The following is a 22,574-nucleotide window of genomic DNA, read 5'->3' on the forward strand; positions in this document are numbered from 1 at the left end:
TAAAGACTCCTCGGCAGGTCTTGTTATGGGCCGACAAAGTCGACTTCGAGTTGCTGTACGCCCTGGGGCAGGTTCAGGCTGGCGATGGGTATCAAGATCCGCCGCTCGGGCAGCGAACTGTCGGCGCGCGACCAGATCTCCTTACCGTCGGCGCGAACCACCAGGCGCCCTTTCACCCCACGACGAACCCGCAGTTGCAGGTGCTGCAGCCCCGCCACGGCAGACGGGCTCAGGCGCTGCGGTACGCAGAGTTTCAAGTCGCCCCTGCAGGCAATTTCGATACTCGACGCAGCAGACGGTAATTGCCCCTGCAGGTCACGGGCAATCATCGTAGCGATCTTATGGCCTTCGCGAAACGACCAACCTGCCGTCTCGACGGGGCGCAGCAGATTGCCGGCGGCAAAGTACGCCGGGTCGGAACAGCGCCCGTACTGATCAATATGCGGGCCGCCGCTGTTGGGGTCCAGGCGCAACTCGCTCAAACGCACCAGGCTCGATTCAGGGGTGAACTGGCCGGTGAGCAGCACGCCGTCACAGTCAAACGTCTGGGTCTGCCCGTTGGCCAGGCGCACCGTCGCGCCCTCGACCCGCCCGGTGCCGTGGATTTGCAGGAGTTGCGCGCCAAAATGCATCGGCACCCCGCACAGCCGCGGGAACAGCGACAACGGCCAGCGCGCCGTGGCCCGTGGGTTGACCTCGATCATGGCCACCGGCTGGATCCCGGCACGCCGGCAACTCATGACTGCCGACAGGCTGACCAGCTCGGTACCGACGATCAATGGGCGTTCAAAGGGCTTGAGGTGCTCCAGGTACAGATAGGATTGGAACGCACCGGTATTGATCACCCCCAGCGGGCGGTCGCCACCCACCAGGCGCGCCGAGCGCGGCGTTTCCCGGGCCCCGGTGGCGATCAGCACCCGACGCGCCTGGATCACCTTGGCGCCCTGCGGGCTGACCACCTCCAGGCGTCCGCCCTGGCCCATCTGCGTCACCGAGTGCTTGACGCGGATATCCACGCCCGCCTTCACCGCCTGCGTGACATTTTTGCGCGCATACGCCGGCCCCGTGTAGACCCGGCCATATTCACGCAGACCAAAGGGTGGATGCCCGCAATGGCGCGGAATACCGCCGGCCTCGGGCTCACGCTCGAGCACCACCACCGTGCCCACGCCCAGCTTGCGCAGGGTGATCGCCGCCGACAGTCCCGACGGCCCGCCACCGATAATCGCGACATCAATGTTTTCGACTTCAATGGGCTGCATGACAAACACCTGTTGCAAGGGGAATGGCCAGATGGCCAGCGCTCAGCTCGGCCACCCGCGCCCCACAATAAAAACCCTGGCAGCGCCCCATGCAGGCCCGCGTGCGCCGCTTCAACCCGCCCAGGTCACCGGGCGGCAGCGCGCTGGCCAAGGCATTCTGGATTTCCCGCAGGGTCACCATTTCACAGTGGCAGACGATTTCGCCGTAGCCCGGCCGGTGGTAGTCGCGTGGCAAATGTTCGGCGAGGTTAGGCAGCGTCGGCCATTGCAGGATGGACGCGGGGACTGGCGTGTGCTCGTGCTGATATAGGCTGAACACGTGCCGGGCGATGCCCAGCGCCGCCGTCAGGCCGGTGGAACGGATGCCGCCGACGCTGATCCAGTTCTTACCTTCGACCCGCTGCACCCGATACTCTTTCTTTTCCGTGGCCGGGCGCAACGCAGCATAGGTGGCAGTGACCGGCATGCCGTCGAGCGCGGGAATGCGCTCGACGGCAGCGTCCACCAGTTGGCGCAATACCTCGCTGTCGAGCCCTGCGTGCAGGCGGTCTTCCTGTTCTTCGGCGGTAGGCCCCACCAACAGGTTGCCGTAGACCGTGCGCGTCAGAACGATGCCCTTGGTGCGCTCATTGGGCACCGGCAGGATGATATTGCCCAGATAGCGCGCGGCCGCCTTGTCGAACACCACGAACTGGCCTTTGCGCGGGTGAATGGAAAAGCTCGATGCGCCCAGCAACTGTTGCTCCAGCACATCGCCGAACAACCCGGCGCAGTTGATGATCGTACGGCCGCGGATAAACCCGTTGGTGGTCTCCAGGGCCCAGAGATCGCCATCAAAATAGCCGCCGTTGACCTCGGTGTTGAGGCGCACCTGCGCGCCATGCATCATCGCCTGGAGCAGGTACCCCAAGGGCGCCGACCACGGGTCGATAAGGAATTCGCCAGGCACCTCGACCGCGCCCAGGGCATTGTGCGCCAGGTTAGGTTCCAGGCTGCGCAGCCGCTCGCGGCCGATCAGGCTGACATCGGCAATGCCATTGGCGTGTGCCTGCTCGACGATGCCTTGCAGCTTGCCCTGGTCGTCCTCGTTCCAGGCCACCACCATCGCGCCGCTCTTGAGCAGCGGCAGCGACATCTGCTGGTGGATCTCCAGGTATTCCTGGTAGCCGTCCTTCATGCACTGCAGCTCCAGGCTGCCGGTGGGCGCATCGAAGCCGGTGTGCAAGATCGCGCTATTGCCTTTGCTCGCCCCAGACAGGATATCCGGGCTCTTTTCCAGCAACAGCACCCGCGCGCCCTCCAGGGTAAAGCGCCGGACCATCGCGCATCCCACCACGCCACCGCCCACAACGATGACGTCGTAGATACCGCTCTGATTCGGGAAGGGTTTCGTCATGATCAAGCCTATGGGTGAAGTGAACGCATGGAATGCCTTGAAGGGGTGCAGGGCATATGCCACTGACCGAACCGGGGTTGGAATGACCGATTGGCTATGGCGTTTCTCGCAGTGCCCAAGGGCTCTGCGTCAGGACAAGCAGTCACAGCCATGCCAGCGCCTAATGTTTATGGGGATCCGGGCTTTAAACACAACGTGGAAAAGGCTGACCGGATCGGTGCGCACAGAGCGGATTCTGTCAAAAAGACGTTACTGTGGATTCGGTCAATACGCGCAAAATCGCTACCTAAATACACAGAAACTTTATACATGGTTACTTTTCAACACCTACAAAGCATGACCCAGACCGCTTTTCCACGGCCATATCGCGCTCTACCAGCGCCGATCAGTCAATAAAACCAACAAAAAATGACTGATACCCAAAATTAACCACATGAAATCCGCGCATTAACGACGTGAAGCCATCTTTCTTCGAGTCCTTCTATTAAAGACGTTGAAAGGGGCTGCGCTGAGACCAATGTGCCCCTCGCCCGAGCAGATTCTGCAGGCGGCACAGGTGCTCAAAGCGATTGACCGGGTGCGCCAACAGCCGAAGGCGACCGCAACAACCAACTGCTGGAGCCCTCCGAAGGCAAGAACCGTGATGCTGACTACCCGCTGGGATTTCTGATCCGTAGCTGATGGAAATAAGAGGTAAATCAACAACTGCAGACGCAAGGGAATCATCCGGCGTTAAACCGCTACACAAGGCTAATGCCACGGTCGCTGTTTAACCCCGGACCCATTCCCAAACCTTCAGGCAGTAGCCCTTATGCTCAGTATTCCCAAGCACGTGAACCCGCAACGTCAGCCAATTCTTGCCTCCAACATCCTCCCCGTACCGCCGCCCTCCCGGCAAAAACGTGAAGCCCCCGACCCCGAAGGCCCCAACGAAAACCCGCGTGTCGCAGGTGATCGCGAGCTGGCGATGGAGTATCACTCGGCGCTGTTGCTGGCCGCCAATGGCCAGAGAAACGTCACGATCAACACCCTTGCTCCCGAGTCCACGTTCGGCCAGTGGTGGGCGCAGCTGTCAAATGCCTTCAAATCGCCCGACATCCGTCAATGGATGCAAGACAAAGGCATCAATCCCCGCTCGATCGAACTGCATCCGCAATCCGGCAAAATCTCCTTCAAGCTCCAGCAGCACCTTGATCCCGAGCAGAAGCGACACACCGTCGGGCAAGACGACGCCCGCTGGGCCGCCATCAGCGGACCCGTGCTCAAGGCCGGCCAAGTCATCGCTGCGGGCGACAGCGATACGGCCTTCTCGCCACCGGCAAGCGACCTTATCGAGCCCGTCCCCTACTGGTTGGTCGGGCGCTTTTACAATGAGCGGCTGGACCTCACCGCCCCCTCAATGCGCCAGCGTGCTGCGCAAATCGACCAGAACCAAGGCTTCACTCCGCTCGATCCAGCCACCTCGGCCCCCTTGATCAAGTCGCGCAGCCAAGATGAACTGCAAAACCAGGAAGCGCATCTGGGCGACATTGACCACCGGCACCAGGCCATCGCCGAGCTTCGTCACCTGGCAAGGTCGGTCGAGCACGACATCGACTATGCCGGGCAGATCAGGAACCAACTGCACAAAAGCATGATCGAGCTGTCCCCCAACAGCACCTACCAGGCCAACCACACCGAGCAATCGAACAAGGTCAGCCTCCTGCAATTCATCGAAGACCATGGCTGGGACGTGCCCACCACTCATGAGCAGTTGGCAAACCTTGCAACCGTCCTCGCTACGCCAGCCCCCAAGGCACCGGCCAATGGCAACCTGGGTGGAGCGCTGGCCTGGCCCGAACCCCTTGACCGGGCCAGCCAGGAACAACTGCACTCGGATCTACGCGCCGGCAAGTTCGGCGATACCACGCTGAGTCCGTTTAACCGTGTGCTGGATTATTTGCTGAACGGCAGGCAAATCTCGGCCGAGGAACAAAAACACCCACGGCAGTTGATCGATACCTTGCTCCATTCGCCCCGGGGCAAGGCACTGGGTAGCGCCATCCAGGCCACTTTCGAGGCCCGAGGCGTCAAAGGCAGTGCCACGGACTGGCTGTTGGCGGCCTTGAACATCGAGAGCGGCAAGCACCTGCATAACCCGTCACCCGGCCAGATCGAGGGCTATCGGCTGGTCTCGGAGAACAATACGGGCAAGCCCGCCTCGGCGATCATCAAGGAACTCGCCGCGCACTTGCTCGCCCAAGGCAGCGCTTCGTCACCTGAGAGCGCGGCAGTCAAGGCCCATCTTTTGCTGGCCAGCCGGGCACCGGAGTTCCTGGTCAAGGGCATTCCGAATCAGGTGACGCCGGGCACCCATAGCTGGGTCAGCCTGGTCACGGCAACCGCGCGCCTCGAAGCAAAAGCGCCAGGCAGCACGGCGACGATGAGCTACGCGCAAATCATGCTCGACGCCGCAACCGCCCCCATCACTGACGAAGAACGTCGTATTGAGTACACGGCGCAGAGCGAGGCGATCAAAGACTGGGGAGCAGCCAACGGCATGGGTTACCCGGCAACACCCGCAGCCATAAATACCGTGCGCGAGGAGTTCAGTGCGCAGATTCGCGAGCTGAAAGAGGCCTCCGAAACCCAACTTGCGCAAATGCCTACTACCAAGGCAATTGCCCTCGAGCAACTGAAGAAAGCCCTGCCGGACATGGACCCGACACTGTTCGACAAGAAGTGCATTACCTCGCAACCCTCCAGCCGTTATTTCCCGGGCCCCTACTCGATCCTCGACCTGTATATCGATGGTCGCGCGCTCAGCGGGGCTCCCGACTCGGCCGACAATTGGGGGGAGCATGGCCGTGCTTTTGTAAAAGACCTGACGTTTGGGGCGATCACCCTCGAGCCTGATGGCAAACCTGCGGCATGGGTTTCCTCATCTGAGGCGATCAACATCAGTGCTGTCATACCAAAGCTTAAAGACCTGACGCGCCCGGTGGAGGCTTTCAATGAGACATTTGCGGGCTACGCCAATACGGTCAAGAAAGCCACGGCCACCCAGATCAAGCTGCTTATTTCAAAACTGCCGCCGCAAGACCGAGAGAACCTCGAGTTCGGCAAAATATCCATCAGCAAGGAGGTTCGCTACACCCGGGCCGATCACCCCATTCTCGTTGAACCGGGTGTGCTGCTGGTCAAGACCGAGCGCAACGGTAAGGTCATGACCTATGCCATTGACCGATTGAAAGGCACGGTGACCAGGCGACCGAACCAGAGTTACCAGGAGTACGCCCCCACCAGCGGCTTTTTACACGCATCAGGCGGCAAGAGATTCGATGCAGTAAAACCGGCGGGCATGCACCCGCCTGGCATAACCGATGAAAACAAGGAGGCACAAGGCGCGCCCAACAGCTTCAACAGTGCCCGGACCCGCTACATTGCTGACGCGGTGATCGAGGCCATGGACCTGCCTGCTGTAGAACGCTACGCCAAGGGCGCCACCACCTTTGACACTGAACTACCGTTCTATAAGGCGCTTGAAGAAATCGCCCTGAACCTCATTCCATTTCGCTCAGCCATAAAGAACTTTATAGACGGCAACGTTGGCGAGGGCATTACCGACCTGGCATTTGATATCTTCGGTTTTGCAATTGGCCTGGGCACCGCAGCCAAAGGTGCCAAAGCCCTCGCAGCCGGAGCATCGGCCCTTTCAAAACTGGGGCGTGCCGGCAAGATCATCGGGCGCGCGGCGGTTGGCGCGCTGAATCCCGTGGGGGGGCTTGATGACCTGGCGCGCTCGGTAGCGAAGCTGGGGCGTACCGCCTACAAGGGGGTCAAATACTTGCGTGGCTCCTACCGCAGCGTGAACCTGCTGGAGTTGGCGAAAAAACCTGATATCGCCGAAGGCACCTACAAGGCAGCCAATAGCGCACTTGAAAACAAAGCCTTGGCCAAGTTCGATGAGGCGAGCCAAAAATGGTATGCCTTTGACCCGCACACCCAGCGGGCGTACGGCAAAGCCCTGGACAACTTTGTGGCTACCCCCGACAACCCGATTGCTCTCGGCGGCGACACAACCCAGATCGCCAGCCAGCAGCACGGCCTGGCAGCAACCGGCACGTTCAAGGTTGGCCAGGAGACGACCGAAGGTAACGTCGTCATGTTTCAAGGCAACTGGCATCAATACGACCCGCTCAAGAAGCGAGCCTTTGGCCCCCCGATAAAGGAGTTCAAGCCGCACCGGGTAGCGGCCAATGGAGAGGTGAAATCCCTGAATGCCGATTTATCCGGGTATGAAGTCAAACATATCGCCCTGTCAGAACTAAAGATCAAGGGCCGACAGGGCAATGTGTATGTCGGGGGCAGTAATAAAGAGTATGTAAAGGTTGACGGAGCGCTATATGAGTCACGCGTGAACGATGGCCAGCGCGTGATCGTGCGCGCGGGAGGCGCAAGCCCCGATATCCCCGTCAAGGATCTGGGCGTTGCTGGCTGGGAACCCGTGTCCAGGGGTAACCGTCTGCTGGGCGGTGCCGGGAGCCCGCCCACGCCGTGGCGGCTCGACGAACATACTTATGTCGTGCCGATAGACGATGTCAAAACAACCGGACGCCCACCCTCCCCCTACACGCTCAATTACATGGGCGTGGAACATAGCGTCACGTTCAATAGTTCACTCGGTGCCTGGAAGGCAACGAATACCTCTACCGGTGTTGAAGGGGTTACTGACCAGTATTTCTGGAGAACCGGCAAAGGCAAGTGGCAGCGGGGAACCCTACAACAACTCGGCAAAGCCAAGAAAATCGACGCCCATAGATTCCAGTTCGTGGATGTCAGCCCGCCGATCTCCATACATATCCCGAGAGATGCGAGGCCATTACCCAAACAACTGCATTATTTCTGGGCAGGCCAGGACATCCCCACCAACCTGGTGGAAAACATGGCCAACAATGCCAAGAAAGCCCCAGGCTACCAATCTGTTCTCCACGTAGATGCCGACAACCCAGCTATTTTCCAACAGATAAAAAGCAAGCTGCAGAGCAAGGCTCCCGACCTGACGGTGGTGAATCTCAATGAGGACGAGGTTTTCAAGCAGTTGAAAAATGGCGAAATGTACGACTACTTTCGCCAAGGCCAGGGGAAAAACCTGGCCGCCGCATCGGACGTCGCACGCTATCCGATCATGAATAAATACGGCGGCATCTATCTTGATACCGATGATGTGATTCAAGCCGATATCGGCAATGTAGTTCTAAAAGCCGGCGCCAATGACGTTCTTCTTAACAAGCCTGTTGCCCATAGCCTGACCGGCTACAACCCGTTCTATAACACCAGTAACTTTGCTACGCAGCCGGGCAATCCCGTGCTGACGGACATGATCACAGAAATGAACCAACGCTTTTCCGCCAACAAGTCGTATTTCGCCGCCAATCGGCCCACGGTTTCCAGGGGCCCCAATGGACGGGTCCAATTCACCCCCGAGTTCAATGCCTATGAGCGCAAGATCTTTGAGACGGTAGGGCCCAACCTGTTCAATGACATACTTAAAGCGAAACGACCCGACATGTACGACCTAGGGTTTGACGGCATTGCCAAAGAATCAAAAGTCGTCGGCAACAAAGTTGTTTCATCCGGACCGAGCGTCAATATCGAAGACGGTCTACGCGAGTTTTACGTGAGCAAGGGCATTGTTCCATCCAACCTGCTGGGTGTGAGGATCAAGGAAATGAAGGAACACTACCTCCCGCTGTTTCACAAATTCAACATCAAGGTGGGTACTGAACATTCCTGGATCGACGGCTGAGCCCTCACTCGGCGGATGGTCATTCGACCACCCGCCGCACCTTGAGCAATGCCGCGCGCAACGCCCCCTTATCCACCGAGCCCAGCGCCAGCCGGATCGCATGGGGCACCTGCCCCGACACCGAAAACGGCTCGGCGGTGGACACTGAAATCCCCTCCCGCGCCAGGGCCATGGTGACCTGGTCCGCGCGCACCTCCTCCCCCAGAGGCAACCAGAGAAAGTACGAGGCGGGATGGCTGATGTACGCCAGCCCGGCCAGCACCTCGGTCGCCAGCGCCTGGCGGGCCCGGGCGTCCTGGCGTTTTTGCGCCTCCAGCTGTACGACCGTGCCGTCCTCGATCCAGCCTACCGCGATGGCCGTCATCACCCCGGGGGCATTCCACACCGTGGCCATGAGCGTGCGCTCCAACGCCGGCACCCATTCCAGGGGCGCTGCGACGAAGCCCACACGCAGGCCGGTGGCGACGCTCTTCGACAGCCCGCCCACATACACGGTGCGTTCCGGCGCCAGCTGCGCCAGCGGTGGCGGCGCCTGTTCGGCGAGGAAGGCATAGGCGGCGTCTTCGATGAGGATCAGCCCATGTTCGCGGGCGATGCGTACCAATTCCTCACGCTGCTCGAGCCCCAGTACCCAGCCCAGGGGGTTGTGCAGGGTCGGCATGCAGTACACAGCGCGCACCGGGCGCCGGCGACAGACCTGGCGCAGCGCGGCCAGATCCGGCCCGTGCGGCGTAACCGCGATGGCGACGATCTCCAGGTGCAGGGCCTCGGCCAGCACCTTGAAACCGGAATAGGTCAACGCATCCACCGCCACCACATCGCCCGGCTTGAGCAATGCCATCATGCTCACCGCCAAGCCATGCTGGGCCCCGCCGACCACCAGCACCTGCTCGGCCGCCACGCTCAGACCACGATGCAGCAGATGCCGCGCCATGGCCGCCCGCTCATGGGGGCGCCCGGCATGGGGCTGGTAACGCAGCAGCGCTTCCAGGTCGCCGGACAACGCCAACTGGCGCAAGGCGGTGCGCAGCAGGTCGGCCTGGCCCGGCAAGGACGGGTAGTTGAAGTTCAAATCGAGCATGCCCGCCGCCACCGCCATCTGACCAATGCCCTGCCCGGGCGCCAGGGCAATTTCCCGCACAAAGGTGCCGCGCCCGGTCTCGCCGCTGACCAGGCCCATGGCCTCCAGCTCGCTATACACCCGGCTGGCCGTGACCAGAGCCAGGCCATGGCTGGCCGCCAGTTGGCGGTGGGTGGGCAGGCGGGTGCCGGGCACCAGGGTTCCAGCGCGGATATCCCGGGCAAAGGCATCCACCAACGACTTGTAACGGGCACGAGGCATAGGCGATGTATCCATGACAATTTTTTGATTGTCCCAATCTTCAGCCCTAGGATGCGCCAAACGCAACCCCGCCCCCTACGAGCACACCCTGCATGGAACAGACCTCTCGGATTATCACCCCCGCGCACAGTCGCAGCGGTTGGATCAATGGCTTGATCGGCGTGCTGATTTTCAGCGGCTCGCTGCCCGCCACCCGCGTGGCGGTGCTGGAGTTCGAGCCGGTATTTCTCACCGTGGCCAGGGCGAGCATCGCCGCCGTGCTGGGCCTGTGCCTGTTGTGGCTGTTCCGGGAACAACGCCCCGCACGCCACCAGTGGCGGCCGTTGCTGATTGTTGCCCTCGGTGTGGTGATCGGTTTTCCGCTGCTGACCGCACTGGCCTTGCAGTACGTGACGTCGGCCCATTCCATCGTATTCATCGGCCTGCTGCCCCTGGCCACCGCAGTGTTTGGCGTACTGCGCGGCGGCGAGCGACCGCGCCCGGTATTCTGGCTGTTTTCGATCCTCGGCAGCCTGCTGGTGATGGGCTATGCCCTGACCCAGGGCCTGAGCGCCGCCCCCGCCGGCGACCTGCTGATGCTGTTGGCGGTGCTGGTGTGCGGGCTGGGTTATGCCGAAGGGGCCACGCTGTCACGCACCCTCGGCGGCTGGCAGGTGATCTGCTGGGCGCTGGTGGTGTCGCTGCCGGTGGTGGCGCCCCTGACCTTGCTCCTGGCCCCCGCCTCCTTCAGCGGGATCAGCCTGCCGGCGTGGCTGAGCCTGGGTTATGTGGCGCTGTTCAGCATGTTGATCGGCTTTGTATTCTGGTATCGCGGCTTGGCCCAGGGCGGTATCGCGGCGGTCGGTCAGTTGCAGTTGCTGCAACCTTTTTTCGGCCTGGCGCTGGCGGCCGGCCTGCTGCATGAACAGGTGAGCCTGGGCATGCTGGCGGTGACTGGCGCGGTGATTGCCTGTGTGGCCGGGGCGAAGAAGTTTGCGCGTTAGGGGGCTGCGCCATTAGGCTCATGGATTGGCCAAAAACAATAAGGATCCACGATGCACAGCCCTTCCCTGCAAGACACCACCGCGCCGGACGGCGTCTGTTACGGCTGCGGCCCACGCAATGCCCACGGGCTGCAGATCAAAAGCCGCTGGGATGAAGACGGCGTGCATATCGTCGCCGAGCACCTGCCCGCCGCCCAGTATTGCGGCTGGCCCGACCTGGTCTACGGTGGCCTGATTGCAATGCTGGTGGATTGCCATTCCAACTGGACCGCCATGGCCTATCACTACCGTGCCGAGCAGCGCGAACCTGGGGAGGCGCCGCGTATCGACTGCGTGACCGGCAACCTGGGCATCAAATTTATCAAGCCCACCCCCATGGGCGTGCCACTGACCCTGCGCGCCAGGGTCGAGGGCGAGGTCGGGCGCAAAAGCCGCGTGGTCTGTGAGGTGTACGCAGGCGATGTGCTGACGGCGATTGGCGACTCGATCTTCGTGCGCGTCGATACCGGGCAGTTGGCGGCGTCGGCCCATGGCCGGCCCGCCTGAGAATGGTCTACATTCAACGCCACGTGCCGAAAAAAGGAACCTGACGATGACGCGCCTGACCGCCAAAGACTTTGCCCCCGAACTGCTGGAACTCTACGACGGCTATGCCCACGGCAAGATCAACCGTCGCGAGTTTCTCGACCGCGCGGCCCTGTTCACCTTTGGCGGCCTGACCGCCTCGGCGCTGCTGGCCTCCCTGAGCCCCAACTACGCCCTGGCCGAACAGGTGAAGTTCACCGACCCGGACATCGTTGCCGACTACGTCACCTACCCTTCGCCCAAGGGCAACGGCCAGGTGCGTGGTTACCTGGTGCGTCCGGCAAAGGCCAGCGGCAAGCTCCCGGCGGTGGTGGTGGTCCACGAAAACCGTGGGCTCAACCCCTATATCGAAGATGTCGCACGGCGCCTGGGCAAGGCCGGGTTTATCGCCCTGGCACCCGATGGCCTGACCTCGGTGGGCGGCTATCCCGGCAATGATGAAAAAGGCGTGGCACTGCAACAGACCGTCGATCCGACCAAGCTGATGAATGACTTCTTTGCCGCCATTGAGTGGCTGATGAACCATGACGCCAGCACCGGCAAGGTGGGCATCACCGGCTTCTGCTATGGCGGAGGCGTGACCAATGCGGCGGCCGTGGCCTACCCGGAACTGGGCGCGGCGGTGTCGTTCTATGGACGCCAACCCGAGGCCAAGGATGTACCGAAGATCAAGGCACCGATCATGTTGCATTTCGGCGAGTTGGACACGCGGATCAACGAAGGCTGGCCGGCCTATGAGGCGGCGTTGAAGGCCGCTGGCACGACCTATGAAGCGTATATCTACAAAGGTGCCAACCACGGTTTCCACAACGACTCGACCCCGCGCTACGACGATGCTGCGGCGAACCTGGCCTGGGAGCGTACCTTGGGCTGGTTCCGTAAATACCTCGTGTAATTGCGGCGGTGGTTTCTCGGACGCCATCGCGGGCAAGCCCGCTCCCACAAGGGATCTTTGCCGGGCACACATTTGCGCCGCATCACAATTCAAATGTGGGAGCTGGCTTGCCTGCGATGGCGGTATACCAGCCACCAAAAATAGCGCCTGAACCATCGCCATCGCGGGCAAGCCCGCTCCCACAGGGGACTTTTGCCGGACACACATTTGCGCCGCATCACAATTCAAATGTGGGAGCTGGCTTGCCTGCGATGGCGTCCGAGAAGCCACCGACACCAGCAAGCCAGGCGCCTACAGGCCCTTCACCTGCTCCAACAGCCATTGCTTGAATGCCAGCATCGCCGGGGTTTCGGCGCGTGACTGCAGGCGCGTCAGCCAGTAGCTGCCGGTGCTGATGCCTACATCGAAGGGCTGGCGGATCACGTCCTGGGCCAATTGCCGCGAGAACATCATCGCCGGCGCCAGCGCCACGCCACTGCCCTGCAACGCCGCTTCCATCATCGCCAGGGACGAATCGAACACGATACTGCGCGGCACCAGGGTGTCGGCGGGCAAGCCTGCGGCCTGGAACCAGAGGTTCCATTCATCCGCCCGGTAAGAGCGCAGCAATGTGTGCTTCAACACATCGTCCGGGCCTTGCAACTGGCGGGCAATCGCCGGCACGCACAACACCGTCAGCGGCGCCTCCAGCAACTCACAGGCATGGGTGCCATGCCAGGCGCCAGCGCCGAAGCGGATCGCGTAATCCAGGCCCTCGGCCGCCACGTCCACGCGGTTGTTATGGGTCGACAACCGCAGATCGATAAACGGGCAGCGCGCCTGGAAATCCGCCAGGCGCGGTAGCAGCCAGCCCACCGCAAACGTGCCCACCGCCCCCACCGTGAGCACCTCACGGTAATGCCCGGCCTGGAACTGGCCGAGGGTCTGGGCGATACGGTCAAAGGACTCGCGCAGCACCGGCAGCAGCGTCTCGCCCTCGCGGGTGAGCATCAGGCCACGGGGCAGGCGCTTGAACAGGATGACGTTGAGTTGTACCTCCAGGCTCTTGACCTGATGGCTGACCGCCGCCTGGGTCACGCACAGCTCGATGGCCGCCCGGGTAAAGCTCAAATGCCGGGCGGAGGCTTCGAAAGCACGCAATGCATTAAGGGGTAAATGGGAACGCAGCATGGTCTAAGGCCAAATTTTTCTAATGACTGGGGCGAGATATCATCGGTTGTCCGGGGCCGGCAAACTGCCTATCTTGGCGGCGCCTGCGCAGGCAGTGATTAACCCGACCCTCCTCAAGGAAGCGACCACATCATGTACCAACATGTGCGCAACGTCACGATTCTCAGCCTATTGCTCGGTGCCGGCAACTGCATGGCCGCTGCCGACCTGCGTCAGGTGGTAGACGCCACCGTCAAGCCGCTGATGCAGCAGCAGGCAATTCCCGGCCTGGCGGTCGCCATCGTGCAAGATGGCAAGGCCCGATACTTTAACTACGGTATTGCCGCCAAAGACAACCAGCAACCCGTCAGCGAGAACACCCTGTTCGAGATCGGCTCGGTGAGCAAGACCTTCACCGCTACCCTGGCCGGCTATGCCCAGGCCACTGGCAAGCTGCAGCTCGCGGAGCCGGCCAGCCACTACCTGCCAGCCTTGCGCGGCAGCCTGTTCGATCACATCAGCGTGCTCAACCTGGGCACCTACACCGCTGGCGGGCTGCCGTTGCAGTTCCCCAGCGAGGCGGACAATGCACAGCAAATGATCGGCTACTTCCAGCACTGGAAAGCCACTTTTCCCCCTGGCACCCACCGCCAGTACTCCAACCCCAGCCTGGGCCTGTTCGGCTACCTGGCGGCGCAGAGCCTTCAGCAACCGTTCGATGTGGCCATGGAAAAGACCCTGTTGCCCAAGCTCGGCCTCCAGCACACCTATCTCACAGTGCCCAAGGCGCAAATGGGTCTGTATGCCCAGGGCTACGACAAGGCCGGCAAGCCGTTGCGTGTCAGCCCGGGGGCGCTGGACAGCGAAGCCTACGGGGTGAAGACCAGCCCGGCGGACCTGGCCCGCTACATGGCGCTGAACATGGACCCGACGCCGTTGGAACAACCGCTGCAACAGGCCATCGCCGCCACCCATACCGGCTATTACACCGTGGGCAACACCACCCAGGGCCTGGGATGGGAGATGTACCCTTACCCGCTGAGTGTTGACGAACTGCTCGCCGGTAATTCGACGCCCATGGCCATGGAGCCGCACCCGGTCACCTGGCTGAAACCCGCCCAGCCGCTGCGCGCCAACACCCTGGTAAACAAAACCGGCTCGACCGGTGGCTTTGGCGCCTATATCGCTTATGTGCCGAGCAGAGGCATCGGCGTAGTGATCCTGGCGAACAAGAACTACCCCAATGCCGAGCGGGTGAAAGCGGCCCATGCGATCCTGCAGGCCATGGAGCAATAGCCCAGCTTTTTTGAACCCGGCATGTTCCCAATGTGGGAGTGGGCTTGCCCTAAAGCCGGTCAGTTAAGCGAACGCAATGCTCAAAGCAGTGAAGATCAAATGTGGGAGCGGGCTTGCTCGCGAAGACGTCGGCCCAGCCAACATTGATGTTGACTGACCCACCGCTTTCGCGAGCAAGCCCGCTCCCACAGGGGATCTGCGCCAGCGCTATCTCACGCCGCCAGGCCTTTACCGGCCCGCTCCAGATTGCGCCACAACCAGGGCGGCAGCACATCCGGGTCGAGGCTGTCGATCAGGTTCTTCAGGCCCAGCCCCAACTCCGTATCCCCTTCGATCACCAACCGCCGACGAAAGAACAAGGTGTCCGGATCTTCCTGACGGCTGGCCAATAACAGGAACTCGCGCCAGTTGCCGCTGATGGTCACCTGCGCCTCGGCCTTTTCGGCAATGCGCAGTCCGTCCCGGCCCAGGGTCAGGTACCAGCGCAAGCCCAGGTCGGGAATGCGCAGGCACATCCAGCGCCCACGCAGCAGTTCAAAACCGCCATCGCGCAAAGGTTCGGCCAGGCAGCGATTCAGCGCCTGTTGCAACGCCAGGCGCTGCACCACAAAGGGCACCTTGCGCATCAGCGGCAGTAAGCGGTCGGCGCCCTTGAGCAGCCATTGTTTGCGATTCAGCACAGCCCCACCTCCTCGACCCGCAACATCCCGGCCTGGCCGTGCCAGTAGCCATTGCAACCTTCGACAAACAACGGCGGCGTGGCCCCCTGGCGGACCCGGTCAAAGGCTTCGACGATGCCCACCATGCCCTGGGCCCGTGGGCTCAGGCGCAGCAGGTCGGCGCCGCAACTGACCAGCCCGGGATAGTCGGCCAACAGGTTGGTGACATCCGCCGACATGGTCTGGATGCCATTTAACGTAAACAGCGCCTGCCCTTCCTGGCTGGTCAAGGCCATGCCATCCGGGTAGTTGAGGCAGCAGAACTGGCAGTCATCCTTGGGCCGGTTTTCCGCCCGCGCCGTAAAGCAGCGCGCCGAATAGGCCAGGGGCAGATGCCCATAGGCGAACACTTCGACTTCAGGCAACGGCCGGCCCAGTTCACGCACCTGCTCCAGCACATCGCCAATCAGTGCGGCCGAACATTCCACCGGCGGCACCCAGCGCATCATCCCCGCATCCAGCAATTGCACGAGAGCGTGGCCGTTATACAGATTCAGCGCCGGGCCGCCGACAAAGGGCAGCTTGCGTTCGGCGAGCAGTTGCACGGCGCCCATGTCATTGGCTTCCACCAACACCTCGCCGTTGTCACATAGGCGACGCAGGCTCGACAGCTCCGACGCGGCCTCGATCAGAGTCAGGCTCGACAGCACGATTTGCGCGTTGCCCGCCGAGCGCAATTCGCGGCCCAGGCCCAACCATTGATCGAGGTTGAACGCGCGGCGTTTGGAGCACACGGTTTCCCCCAGGTAGATCACATCCAGCGCCAGGCTGGCCATCTCGGAGTAGAACTGCCCCAGTTGTTGCTTATCCCAGTAAAACAGCACCGGTCCCAGGCTGAGTTTCATGTACGGCTCCTCATTGCCACGAACGATGGTAGGCGCCCAGGGTGGTCTGGCTGCCTTCGGATAGACCGGCCAGCACACTGCGCCACTGGTCCTTGACCACAAAGCGTTCCGGCGCGCTGCGGTGGGCGTCCAGCGCGGCGCGCCAGACCCCGGTGACTTGCTCGACATACGCCGGGCTGCGCTGGCGGCCTTCGATTTTTACCGCTGCGACGCCCATGGCGATCAACTCGGGGATCAGGTCCAGGGTGTCGAGGCTGGTGGGTTCTTCGAGGGCATGGAAGCGCTTGCCATCGACCATGAAGCGGCCCTTGCACAGGGTCGGGTAGCCTGCCGGTTCGTCCGGGGTGTAGCGGTCGATCAGCACTTCGCTCAGACGCGCACTCAGGCCGTCGGCGTCTTCACTCCAGCGCACCGCCTTGGCCGGTGAGCACACGCCACACAGGTTCGGCGATTCGCCAGTGATGTACGAAGACAGGTGGCAACGGCCCTCGGCCATGATGCACAGGCTGCCAAAGCCAAACACCTCAATCGGCACCGAGCTGCTGGCGGCCACATGCTTGACCTGGGCCAGGGACAACACCCGGGGCAATACCGCACGACGGATACCGTAGCGCTCGGCGTAGAACTGCAACGCCGCCGCATGGGTAGCCGAGCCCTGTACGGAAAGGTGCAAGGCCATTTGCGGATGGCGGCTGCTGGCGTACTGCAGCACCCCCGGATCACCTGCGATCAGGGCATCCACGCCATGGTCGGCAGCGCGGTCCACCGCCCGTTGCCAGCGCTCCCAGCCCTTGGGCTGCGGGTAGGTATTGACGGCCACATACAGCTTGCGCTGGTGCTGGCGGATATGGGCGACGGCACCGTCGAACTGCTTGTCGTCCATATTCAGCCCGGCAAAATGCCGGGCGTTGGTGTCATCGCGAAACCCCACGTACACCGCATCGGCACCTTGGCGCACGGCGGCTTTGAGCGCAGGCAGATTGCCTGCCGGGCAGACCAGTTGCATGGTTGATCCTCATCAGAAAATTCATCACCAACACCGCCCCCACAGTGATTTCCATCAAAGGGGGTTACTGCATCAGTTCGGCAAAAGACACGAACCGCACCAGCCCGCCCTTCTCCACTAGCTGATCACGCTCCACAATCGCCAGGCCATCGGCCCAGCATGCGGCGCTGAGCATCGCCGAGCTTTGCCGGGGGTGCAGCGTGACCCGCGCCTGGCCGTCGAGACCCGGAGTCAGACGTGCGCGCAGGTATTGGCGACGGCGGTTGCGCTGGGCCCAGATAAAATCGGCCGGCACCAGCAGCGGCACTGACGTGACCTCGGTCACACCCTGAGCGCGCAACAGAAACGGACGCACCACCACCAACGCGGTAATCAGTGCGGCCGAAGGGTTGCCGGGCAAACCGATCCATGGTTTGCCGGCTACATCGCCAAACGCCAGGGGCTTGCCCGGCTGAATCGCCAGGCGCCAGAAATCAACGTGGCCCAGTTCCTTGATGGCTTGCTTGAGGTGATCTTCCTCGCCCACCGACACTCCGCCGGAGGTCAGCAGCAGGTCGCATTCCGAGGACGCCAGGCTCAATGCATCGCGGCTGACGGCCAATTCGTCGGCCATCACCCCATAGTCATGCACCTCCACGCCCCAGCCTTGCAGCAAGGCCGCCAGGCAGTGGCGATTGCTGTTGTAGATCTGCCCTGGAGCCAGGTGATCGCCCGGCTCGCGCAGTTCATCACCACTGCTCAACAGGCACACCCGCAACGGTCGATAGACTTTGACCTGGGCCAGCCCGGCAGCCGCCAGCAGGCCCAGTTCCTGGGCGCGCAGGCGCTTGCCGGCCGGCAGCAGCAAGGCGCCCTGGGTCACTTCTTCGCCTTGCTTGCGCACATGCTCACCCGTGCGCATCGGCGGGCACCAGATGCGTTGGCCATAGACCCGGCAACGCTCCTGGGGCACCACGGTGTCGGCCCCGGCCGGCAAGGGTGCGCCGGTAAAAATGCGCATGGTCTGCCCGCTGCCCAACGCCGTCGCGGCCTCCTCGCCAGCGGCAATCCGCCCGGCCAGGCGCAGGTAACCGCCCTCGGCCGGCAGGTCGGCAGCGCGCAAGGCGTAGCCGTCCATGGCGCTGTTGTCCCAGGCCGGCAGGTTTACCGGGGAAAAGATGTCGCCGGCCAACACCCGGCCCAGGGCCTGGGCGGTTTTCACCTGCTGCGTGGACGGCGGTGGCGGTGCCTGGGCCAACAGGCGTTCGATGGCCTCATCCACCGGGATCAGTTCGCCGCTTTCACACACCGATGTAGTCATGGCCGAGCCTCACAAGGTTCCAGCACTTGCGCGGCCTGGGGCTTGAGGTGCGGGGCGAAGTTACAGGGCCCGGTGCGGCTGTCCAGTTGCCCCAGGAGGATCTTGTCCCAACCGGTGCGGCAGGCGCCGGGCGAACCGGGCATGCAGCACACCAGCACGCCATTGCTCATGCCGGCCAGGGCGCGCGATTGCAGGGTCGACATGCCAATCTCTTGCAGGGACACCTGGCGGAACAGTTCGCCAAAGCCTTCGACATGCTTGTCCAGCAGTGGCAATACCGCTTGCGGGGTGTTGTCCCGCGCGGTAAAGCCGGTGCCGCCGGTGGTGAGGATCACTTGCACCTGGGGGTCGGCGATCCATTGCGAAATCTGTGCGCGGATCTGGTAGATATCGTCCACCACCAAGGCCCGGTCAATCAGCGCGTGACCAGCGGCTTGCACGCGGTCGCACAGGGTTTGCCCCGAGGTGTCGCTGTCAAAATTGCGCGTATCGCTGATGGTCAGTACGGCGATATTCAGTGAGACGAAATTGCGTTGAGTCAGATGTGCCATGGTGAAAATCCCGGAATAAATGAGCAATGGCGCCAGCCTGCACCGCAAAGGCCGGCGGGCCTATTCCTCCGAGGAGGTACCTCTAGGCGAATTCAGGGGGCCAGGCGGCTGCGCTGCCAGGTGCCGTCGTGCAGACGGTAATCGAGGCGGTCGTGCAGGCGATCGGCGCGGCCCTGCCAGAACTCCACACGCTCGGGTTGCAGGCAGTAACCGCCCCACTCCGCCGGGCGCGGCGGTGGTTGCCCGGCAAAGCGTTGGGTGGCATCGCGCAGACGGCCTTCCAGCTCGGCGCGATGGGCCAGGGGCTGGCTTTGCGGCGACGCCCAGGCGCCGACCTGGCTGGCCAGGGGCCGTGAGTTGAAGTACTCATCGGACAGCTGCGGCGCCAAACGCACGACTGTGCCTTCGATGCGCACCTGGCGCTCCAGGCCCGGCCAGAAAAAGGTCATGGCCGCGCTGGGATTGCTCGCCAGCTCCTGGCCCTTGGCGCTCTGGTAGTGGCCGAAAAAGGTGAAGCCTTCAGCGCTGAAGCCCTTGAGCAAGAGGATCCGGCAATGGGCACGGCCCTGGGCATCGACGGTGGCCAGGGCCATGCTGTTGGCCTCCACCGGCGCCACTTCAGTCTTGCGCGCCTGCTCCAGCCACTGGCCGAACAATACGAGGGGATCGTCCTGTACCAGGTCATCCCGCAAACCGTACAGGGTGTAGTTGCGGCGCATCTGCGCCAGGGAAAGGGGCATGGGGCGAACCTCCGGTCAATTCGCCACAGTCTGATCAGCCGCCGCCCTGCGCACCTTGATCGCGATCAACTGCGCGCTGCGGCATGGCGTCACAGGCCGTTACTTGAGCCCCAGGCGCCGCGCCAGTTTGTGCAGGTTGCTGGAGTCCAGGCCAAGCATGCGCGCAGCGCTGGCCCAGTTATCGCCGGACAGGCTCAACGCCTGGCGCACCTTCTGGCGCTGGCAGTCGTCCACCGCATCGCTCAAGCTCTGGAACGCCGGCGCCGGCACTTCAGGCACAGGGGCCTGGGCCAAGGTGGTGCTGTCGAGATCCAGCAGTTCGGCTTCCAGGGTCATGATCTGGTTGCGACTGCCGCCCCGGCTCAACTGCTTCAGGGCGGCGCGGCTGATCACATGTTCCAGCTCGCGGACATTACCCGGCCAGGCATAACCGAGCAGGGTCTGCTCGGCCGCCGGAGACAGACGCAAACCGCGCAGGCCCAGGCGCGCCCGGTTGAGCTCCAGAAAATGCCCGGCCAGCAACAGCACATCGTGGCCACGCTCGCGCAGCGCCGGGATCGGTACCGGGTACACCGACAGTCGGTGGTACAGATCGGCGCGAAACAATCCTTGGCGAATGCTCTCGGGCAGGTGGCGGTTGGTCGCGGCAATAATCCGCACATCCACATGCAACGGCTTGTCGGCGCCCAGGCGCTGGATCTCGCCGTTCTGCAAGGTGCGCAGCAGTTTGGCCTGCACACTCAACGGCAACTCGCCCACTTCATCGAGGAACAGCGTGCCGCCGTTGGCCGCATCAAAACGCCCGGCACGGTCGCTGGTGGCGCCGGAAAACGCACCTTTGACATGCCCGAACAACTCGCTCTCGGCCAACGACTCCGGCAGCGCCGCGCAGTTGACCTGGATCAGCGGCTTTTTACTGCGCCGCGACAGGCGATGCAGACGGCGCGCAAACAACTCCTTGCCCACCCCGGTTTCGCCGAGCAGCAGCACCGGTAGGTCCGAATCGGCGAGCACATCCAGCTCGTTGAGCAGTTGATGCAGCACCGGGCTCTGGCCGAGGATTTCGCCATCTTCGACGCTGGGCAAACCCGCCAGTGGTTCATTGCGCGACAGGCGCAGGCTGCGGTTTTCCTGCTCCAGGCGTGTGACCCGCACCGCGGCCTCGATCTGCAAGGTGCAGCGCTTGAGTTGCTCGCGGGCATTGGCGTCGAAGGTCCCGGCATGCAGCGCGTCCAGGGTGATCGCGCCCCAGGGCCGGCCTTCGACGAACAGGCTCACGCCCATGCAGTCATGCACCGGCAGCGGTTCGCCGACCTGGGTATCGAGTAACCCGTCATACGGGTCCGGCAGGCGGCTGTCGGGTTCGAACCAGGTCGGCTCGCGGGACGCCATGATCGCCGCCAGCCGCGGGTGCTGGGCAATCACAAAGCGTCGGCCAAGGGCCTCATGCACCAGCCCCACCGTGGCCACCGGGCGCAGACTGTCGTCGCCGTCCAGGCGCAACAGGCCCACGGCGCCGCTATGGAAATATTCACGCAGGGTCTGCACCAGGCGTTGCAGGCGCACAGCATTGGGCAGTTCGACAATCAGATCGGCCGACAGACTTTCACGCAACATGGTCATTACTACCCTTGTATGGTCGGTTCTACCGTGCAGCATCAGGGTGCTCCTGACCACTACAAAAAATTAATCGATTTTTTTCAATGACTTGCCGGTGGCACAAGGCATGCAATCACCGGCTTATCTGTTCACTTGATGAGGAAACCCGATGAACGCCATCGCCCCGGACAGCCTGCCCCAGGCGCAATTGATCGAGCATTTGCTGCAGCGTTACCACGCCCGCCACCGCGAACAACTGCCGGAACTGATCCGCTTGGCCAGCCGCGTCGAGCAGGTCCACGGCCATCACCTGGCCTGCCCCAATGGCCTGGCCGACTTGTTGCGGGATATCGAGCAGGAACTGGAGGGCCATATGCTCAAGGAGGAACAGGTGCTGTTCCCGATGCTGCAAATGGGCATGGGCCCCCAGGCCGCGCCGCCGATCCAGGTCATGCGCTATGAGCATGAACAACACGGCCAGGCCCTGGAGCAGTTGCTGGCGCTGACCCATCGCATCCAGCCGCCCGCTGACGCGTGCAATACCTGGCGCACCCTGTATCAAGGGCTGGAAGCGTTTCATGCAGACTTGCTGGAGCATATTCATCTGGAAAATGACGTGTTGTTTGTTCGTGCGCTAACAGCCTGACCCCTCTCCGTAGGAGCGAGCTTGCTCGCGCCTACAGGACTCAGCGCAGCATCAGCTTGGCCAGGATCACGATCAGCACCATATGCCCAAGGATGCTGCGGCGAATCCATACCGCTCGCAACGGGCTCAGGCGCTTTTGCGTCAGCCAGTACGCGAGCAACAGGTAATGCCCGATGATGCTCAGCGCCAATACGATCTTCAGGCTCAACATCGCCGAAAAATGACTGGCCCAGGGCGCGCCCAGCACGCCGCGGTAATGCCAGGCCAGGCCGACGCCCGCGCCATACAACAGCACCACCACCCCATGCAGCACCTGCCGCGAACGCCGGGCAATGGCTTGCTCGCTGGTGAACTGCGCCGACCAGGCCAACTCTTCGCGGGCGCGGTGCCAGATGAAAACCTCGAAGAACAGCGTGCCGATAAAGGCGATGGCCGCCAGCAGATGCACAATCAATAACCACGAATAGAGCAT

Annotated in this window: 17 protein-coding genes and 1 pseudogene; 6 read left to right on the forward strand and 12 right to left on the reverse strand. The window is 62.5% G+C overall.

Annotated features, from left to right (window positions below):
- Positions 1-23: 23 nt before the first annotated feature.
- Together JFT44_RS21460 and JFT44_RS21465 are read right to left on the reverse strand one after the other, a co-directional pair.
- On the reverse strand, positions 24-1,262 hold the full coding sequence (locus JFT44_RS21460) for an NAD(P)/FAD-dependent oxidoreductase (protein WP_170045648.1): 1,239 nt from the start codon (positions 1,260-1,262) through the stop codon (positions 24-26).
- Positions 1,249-2,658: an NAD(P)/FAD-dependent oxidoreductase gene (locus JFT44_RS21465; RefSeq protein ID WP_198831114.1), complete on the reverse strand. Its 1,410-nt coding sequence runs from the start codon at positions 2,656-2,658 to the stop codon at positions 1,249-1,251. Before JFT44_RS21465 ends, JFT44_RS21460 begins: the two co-directional genes overlap by 14 nt.
- Positions 2,659-3,469: 811 nt before the next feature.
- Here JFT44_RS21465 and JFT44_RS21470 point away from each other — a divergent pair.
- Positions 3,470-8,446 carry a glycosyltransferase family 32 protein gene (locus tag JFT44_RS21470; RefSeq protein WP_198831115.1) on the forward strand — a complete coding sequence of 1,659 codons (4,977 nt, stop codon included), beginning with the start codon at positions 3,470-3,472 and terminating at the stop codon, positions 8,444-8,446.
- 19 nt (positions 8,447-8,465) lie between these two features.
- Here the strand turns inward: JFT44_RS21470 and JFT44_RS21475 are convergent, their stop codons facing one another.
- Positions 8,466-9,788 carry a PLP-dependent aminotransferase family protein gene (locus tag JFT44_RS21475; RefSeq protein WP_198831116.1) on the reverse strand — a complete coding sequence of 441 codons (1,323 nt, stop codon included), beginning with the start codon at positions 9,786-9,788 and terminating at the stop codon, positions 8,466-8,468.
- A gap of 92 nt (positions 9,789-9,880) precedes the next feature.
- Here JFT44_RS21475 and JFT44_RS21480 point away from each other — a divergent pair, with 92 nt between their 5' ends.
- From JFT44_RS21480 to yghX, 3 genes are read left to right on the forward strand one after another with little or no spacing between them, the layout of a single operon-like run.
- A complete protein-coding gene (locus JFT44_RS21480) occupies positions 9,881-10,771 on the forward strand; it encodes a DMT family transporter (protein WP_120732846.1) in 891 nt (296 codons plus the stop codon).
- 51 nt (positions 10,772-10,822) lie between these two features.
- Positions 10,823-11,317 (forward strand): PaaI family thioesterase, encoded by a 495-nt coding sequence (locus JFT44_RS21485; protein ID WP_120732844.1) that lies wholly within the window; start codon positions 10,823-10,825, stop codon positions 11,315-11,317.
- A 46-nt stretch (positions 11,318-11,363) separates the two neighbouring features.
- Positions 11,364-12,251, forward strand: a complete 888-nt coding sequence (gene yghX / locus JFT44_RS21490) for a YghX family hydrolase (protein ID WP_057959570.1) — start codon at positions 11,364-11,366, stop codon at positions 12,249-12,251.
- 291 nt (positions 12,252-12,542) lie between these two features.
- Here yghX and JFT44_RS21495 read toward each other — a convergent pair whose 3' ends face one another.
- Positions 12,543-13,421 (reverse strand): LysR family transcriptional regulator, encoded by an 879-nt coding sequence (locus JFT44_RS21495; protein WP_057439722.1) that lies wholly within the window; start codon positions 13,419-13,421, stop codon positions 12,543-12,545.
- Between the two features lie 132 nt (positions 13,422-13,553).
- On the opposite strand from JFT44_RS21495, the gene ampC reads away from it, so the two are divergent.
- Positions 13,554-14,696: a class C beta-lactamase gene (ampC, locus tag JFT44_RS21500; protein WP_057959569.1), complete on the forward strand. Its 1,143-nt coding sequence runs from the start codon at positions 13,554-13,556 to the stop codon at positions 14,694-14,696.
- Positions 14,697-14,908: 212 nt separating this feature from the next.
- Here the strand turns inward: ampC and JFT44_RS21505 are convergent, their stop codons facing one another.
- The 7 genes from JFT44_RS21505 to norR all read right to left on the reverse strand — a co-directional run bounded on the left by JFT44_RS21505 (position 14,909) and on the right by norR (position 21,474).
- Entirely contained in the window at positions 14,909-15,376 is a 468-nt protein-coding gene (locus JFT44_RS21505) for an SCP2 domain-containing protein (protein ID WP_057439724.1), read from the reverse strand.
- Complete coding sequence (locus JFT44_RS21510) at positions 15,370-16,260, reverse strand: U32 family peptidase (protein ID WP_057959568.1); 891 nt, start codon at positions 16,258-16,260, stop codon at positions 15,370-15,372. The genes JFT44_RS21505 and JFT44_RS21510 overlap by 7 nt, the downstream gene beginning before the upstream one ends.
- Positions 16,261-16,270: 10 nt before the next feature.
- Entirely contained in the window at positions 16,271-17,266 is a 996-nt protein-coding gene (locus tag JFT44_RS21515; protein ID WP_057959567.1) for a peptidase U32 family protein, read from the reverse strand.
- 64 nt (positions 17,267-17,330) lie between these two features.
- Positions 17,331-18,566, reverse strand: coding sequence for a gephyrin-like molybdotransferase Glp (gene glp, locus JFT44_RS21520; protein ID WP_115128087.1), 1,236 nt, complete (start codon positions 18,564-18,566; stop codon positions 17,331-17,333).
- Positions 18,563-19,117, reverse strand: a complete 555-nt coding sequence (gene moaB, locus JFT44_RS21525; RefSeq protein ID WP_057444821.1) for a molybdenum cofactor biosynthesis protein B — start codon at positions 19,115-19,117, stop codon at positions 18,563-18,565. Before moaB ends, glp begins: the two co-directional genes overlap by 4 nt.
- Before the next feature lie 92 nt (positions 19,118-19,209).
- Positions 19,210-19,857 carry a pyridoxamine 5'-phosphate oxidase gene (gene pdxH, locus JFT44_RS21530; RefSeq protein WP_057439727.1) on the reverse strand — a complete coding sequence of 216 codons (648 nt, stop codon included), beginning with the start codon at positions 19,855-19,857 and terminating at the stop codon, positions 19,210-19,212.
- 99 nt (positions 19,858-19,956) lie between these two features.
- A complete protein-coding gene (gene norR, locus JFT44_RS21535; RefSeq protein WP_057959639.1) occupies positions 19,957-21,474 on the reverse strand; it encodes a nitric oxide reductase transcriptional regulator NorR in 1,518 nt (505 codons plus the stop codon).
- 178 nt (positions 21,475-21,652) lie between these two features.
- On the opposite strand from norR, the pseudogene JFT44_RS21540 reads away from it, so the two are divergent.
- Positions 21,653-22,102: pseudogene (locus JFT44_RS21540) on the forward strand (hemerythrin domain-containing protein); the annotation flags it as partial.
- 40 nt (positions 22,103-22,142) lie between these two features.
- Here the strand turns inward: JFT44_RS21540 and JFT44_RS21545 are convergent.
- A complete protein-coding gene (locus JFT44_RS21545) occupies positions 22,143-22,574 on the reverse strand; it encodes a hypothetical protein (RefSeq protein WP_057959566.1) in 432 nt (143 codons plus the stop codon).

Source organism: Pseudomonas sp. MF5691, from assembly GCF_016405645.1.
Lineage (GTDB): Bacteria > Pseudomonadota > Gammaproteobacteria > Pseudomonadales > Pseudomonadaceae > Aquipseudomonas > Aquipseudomonas shahriarae.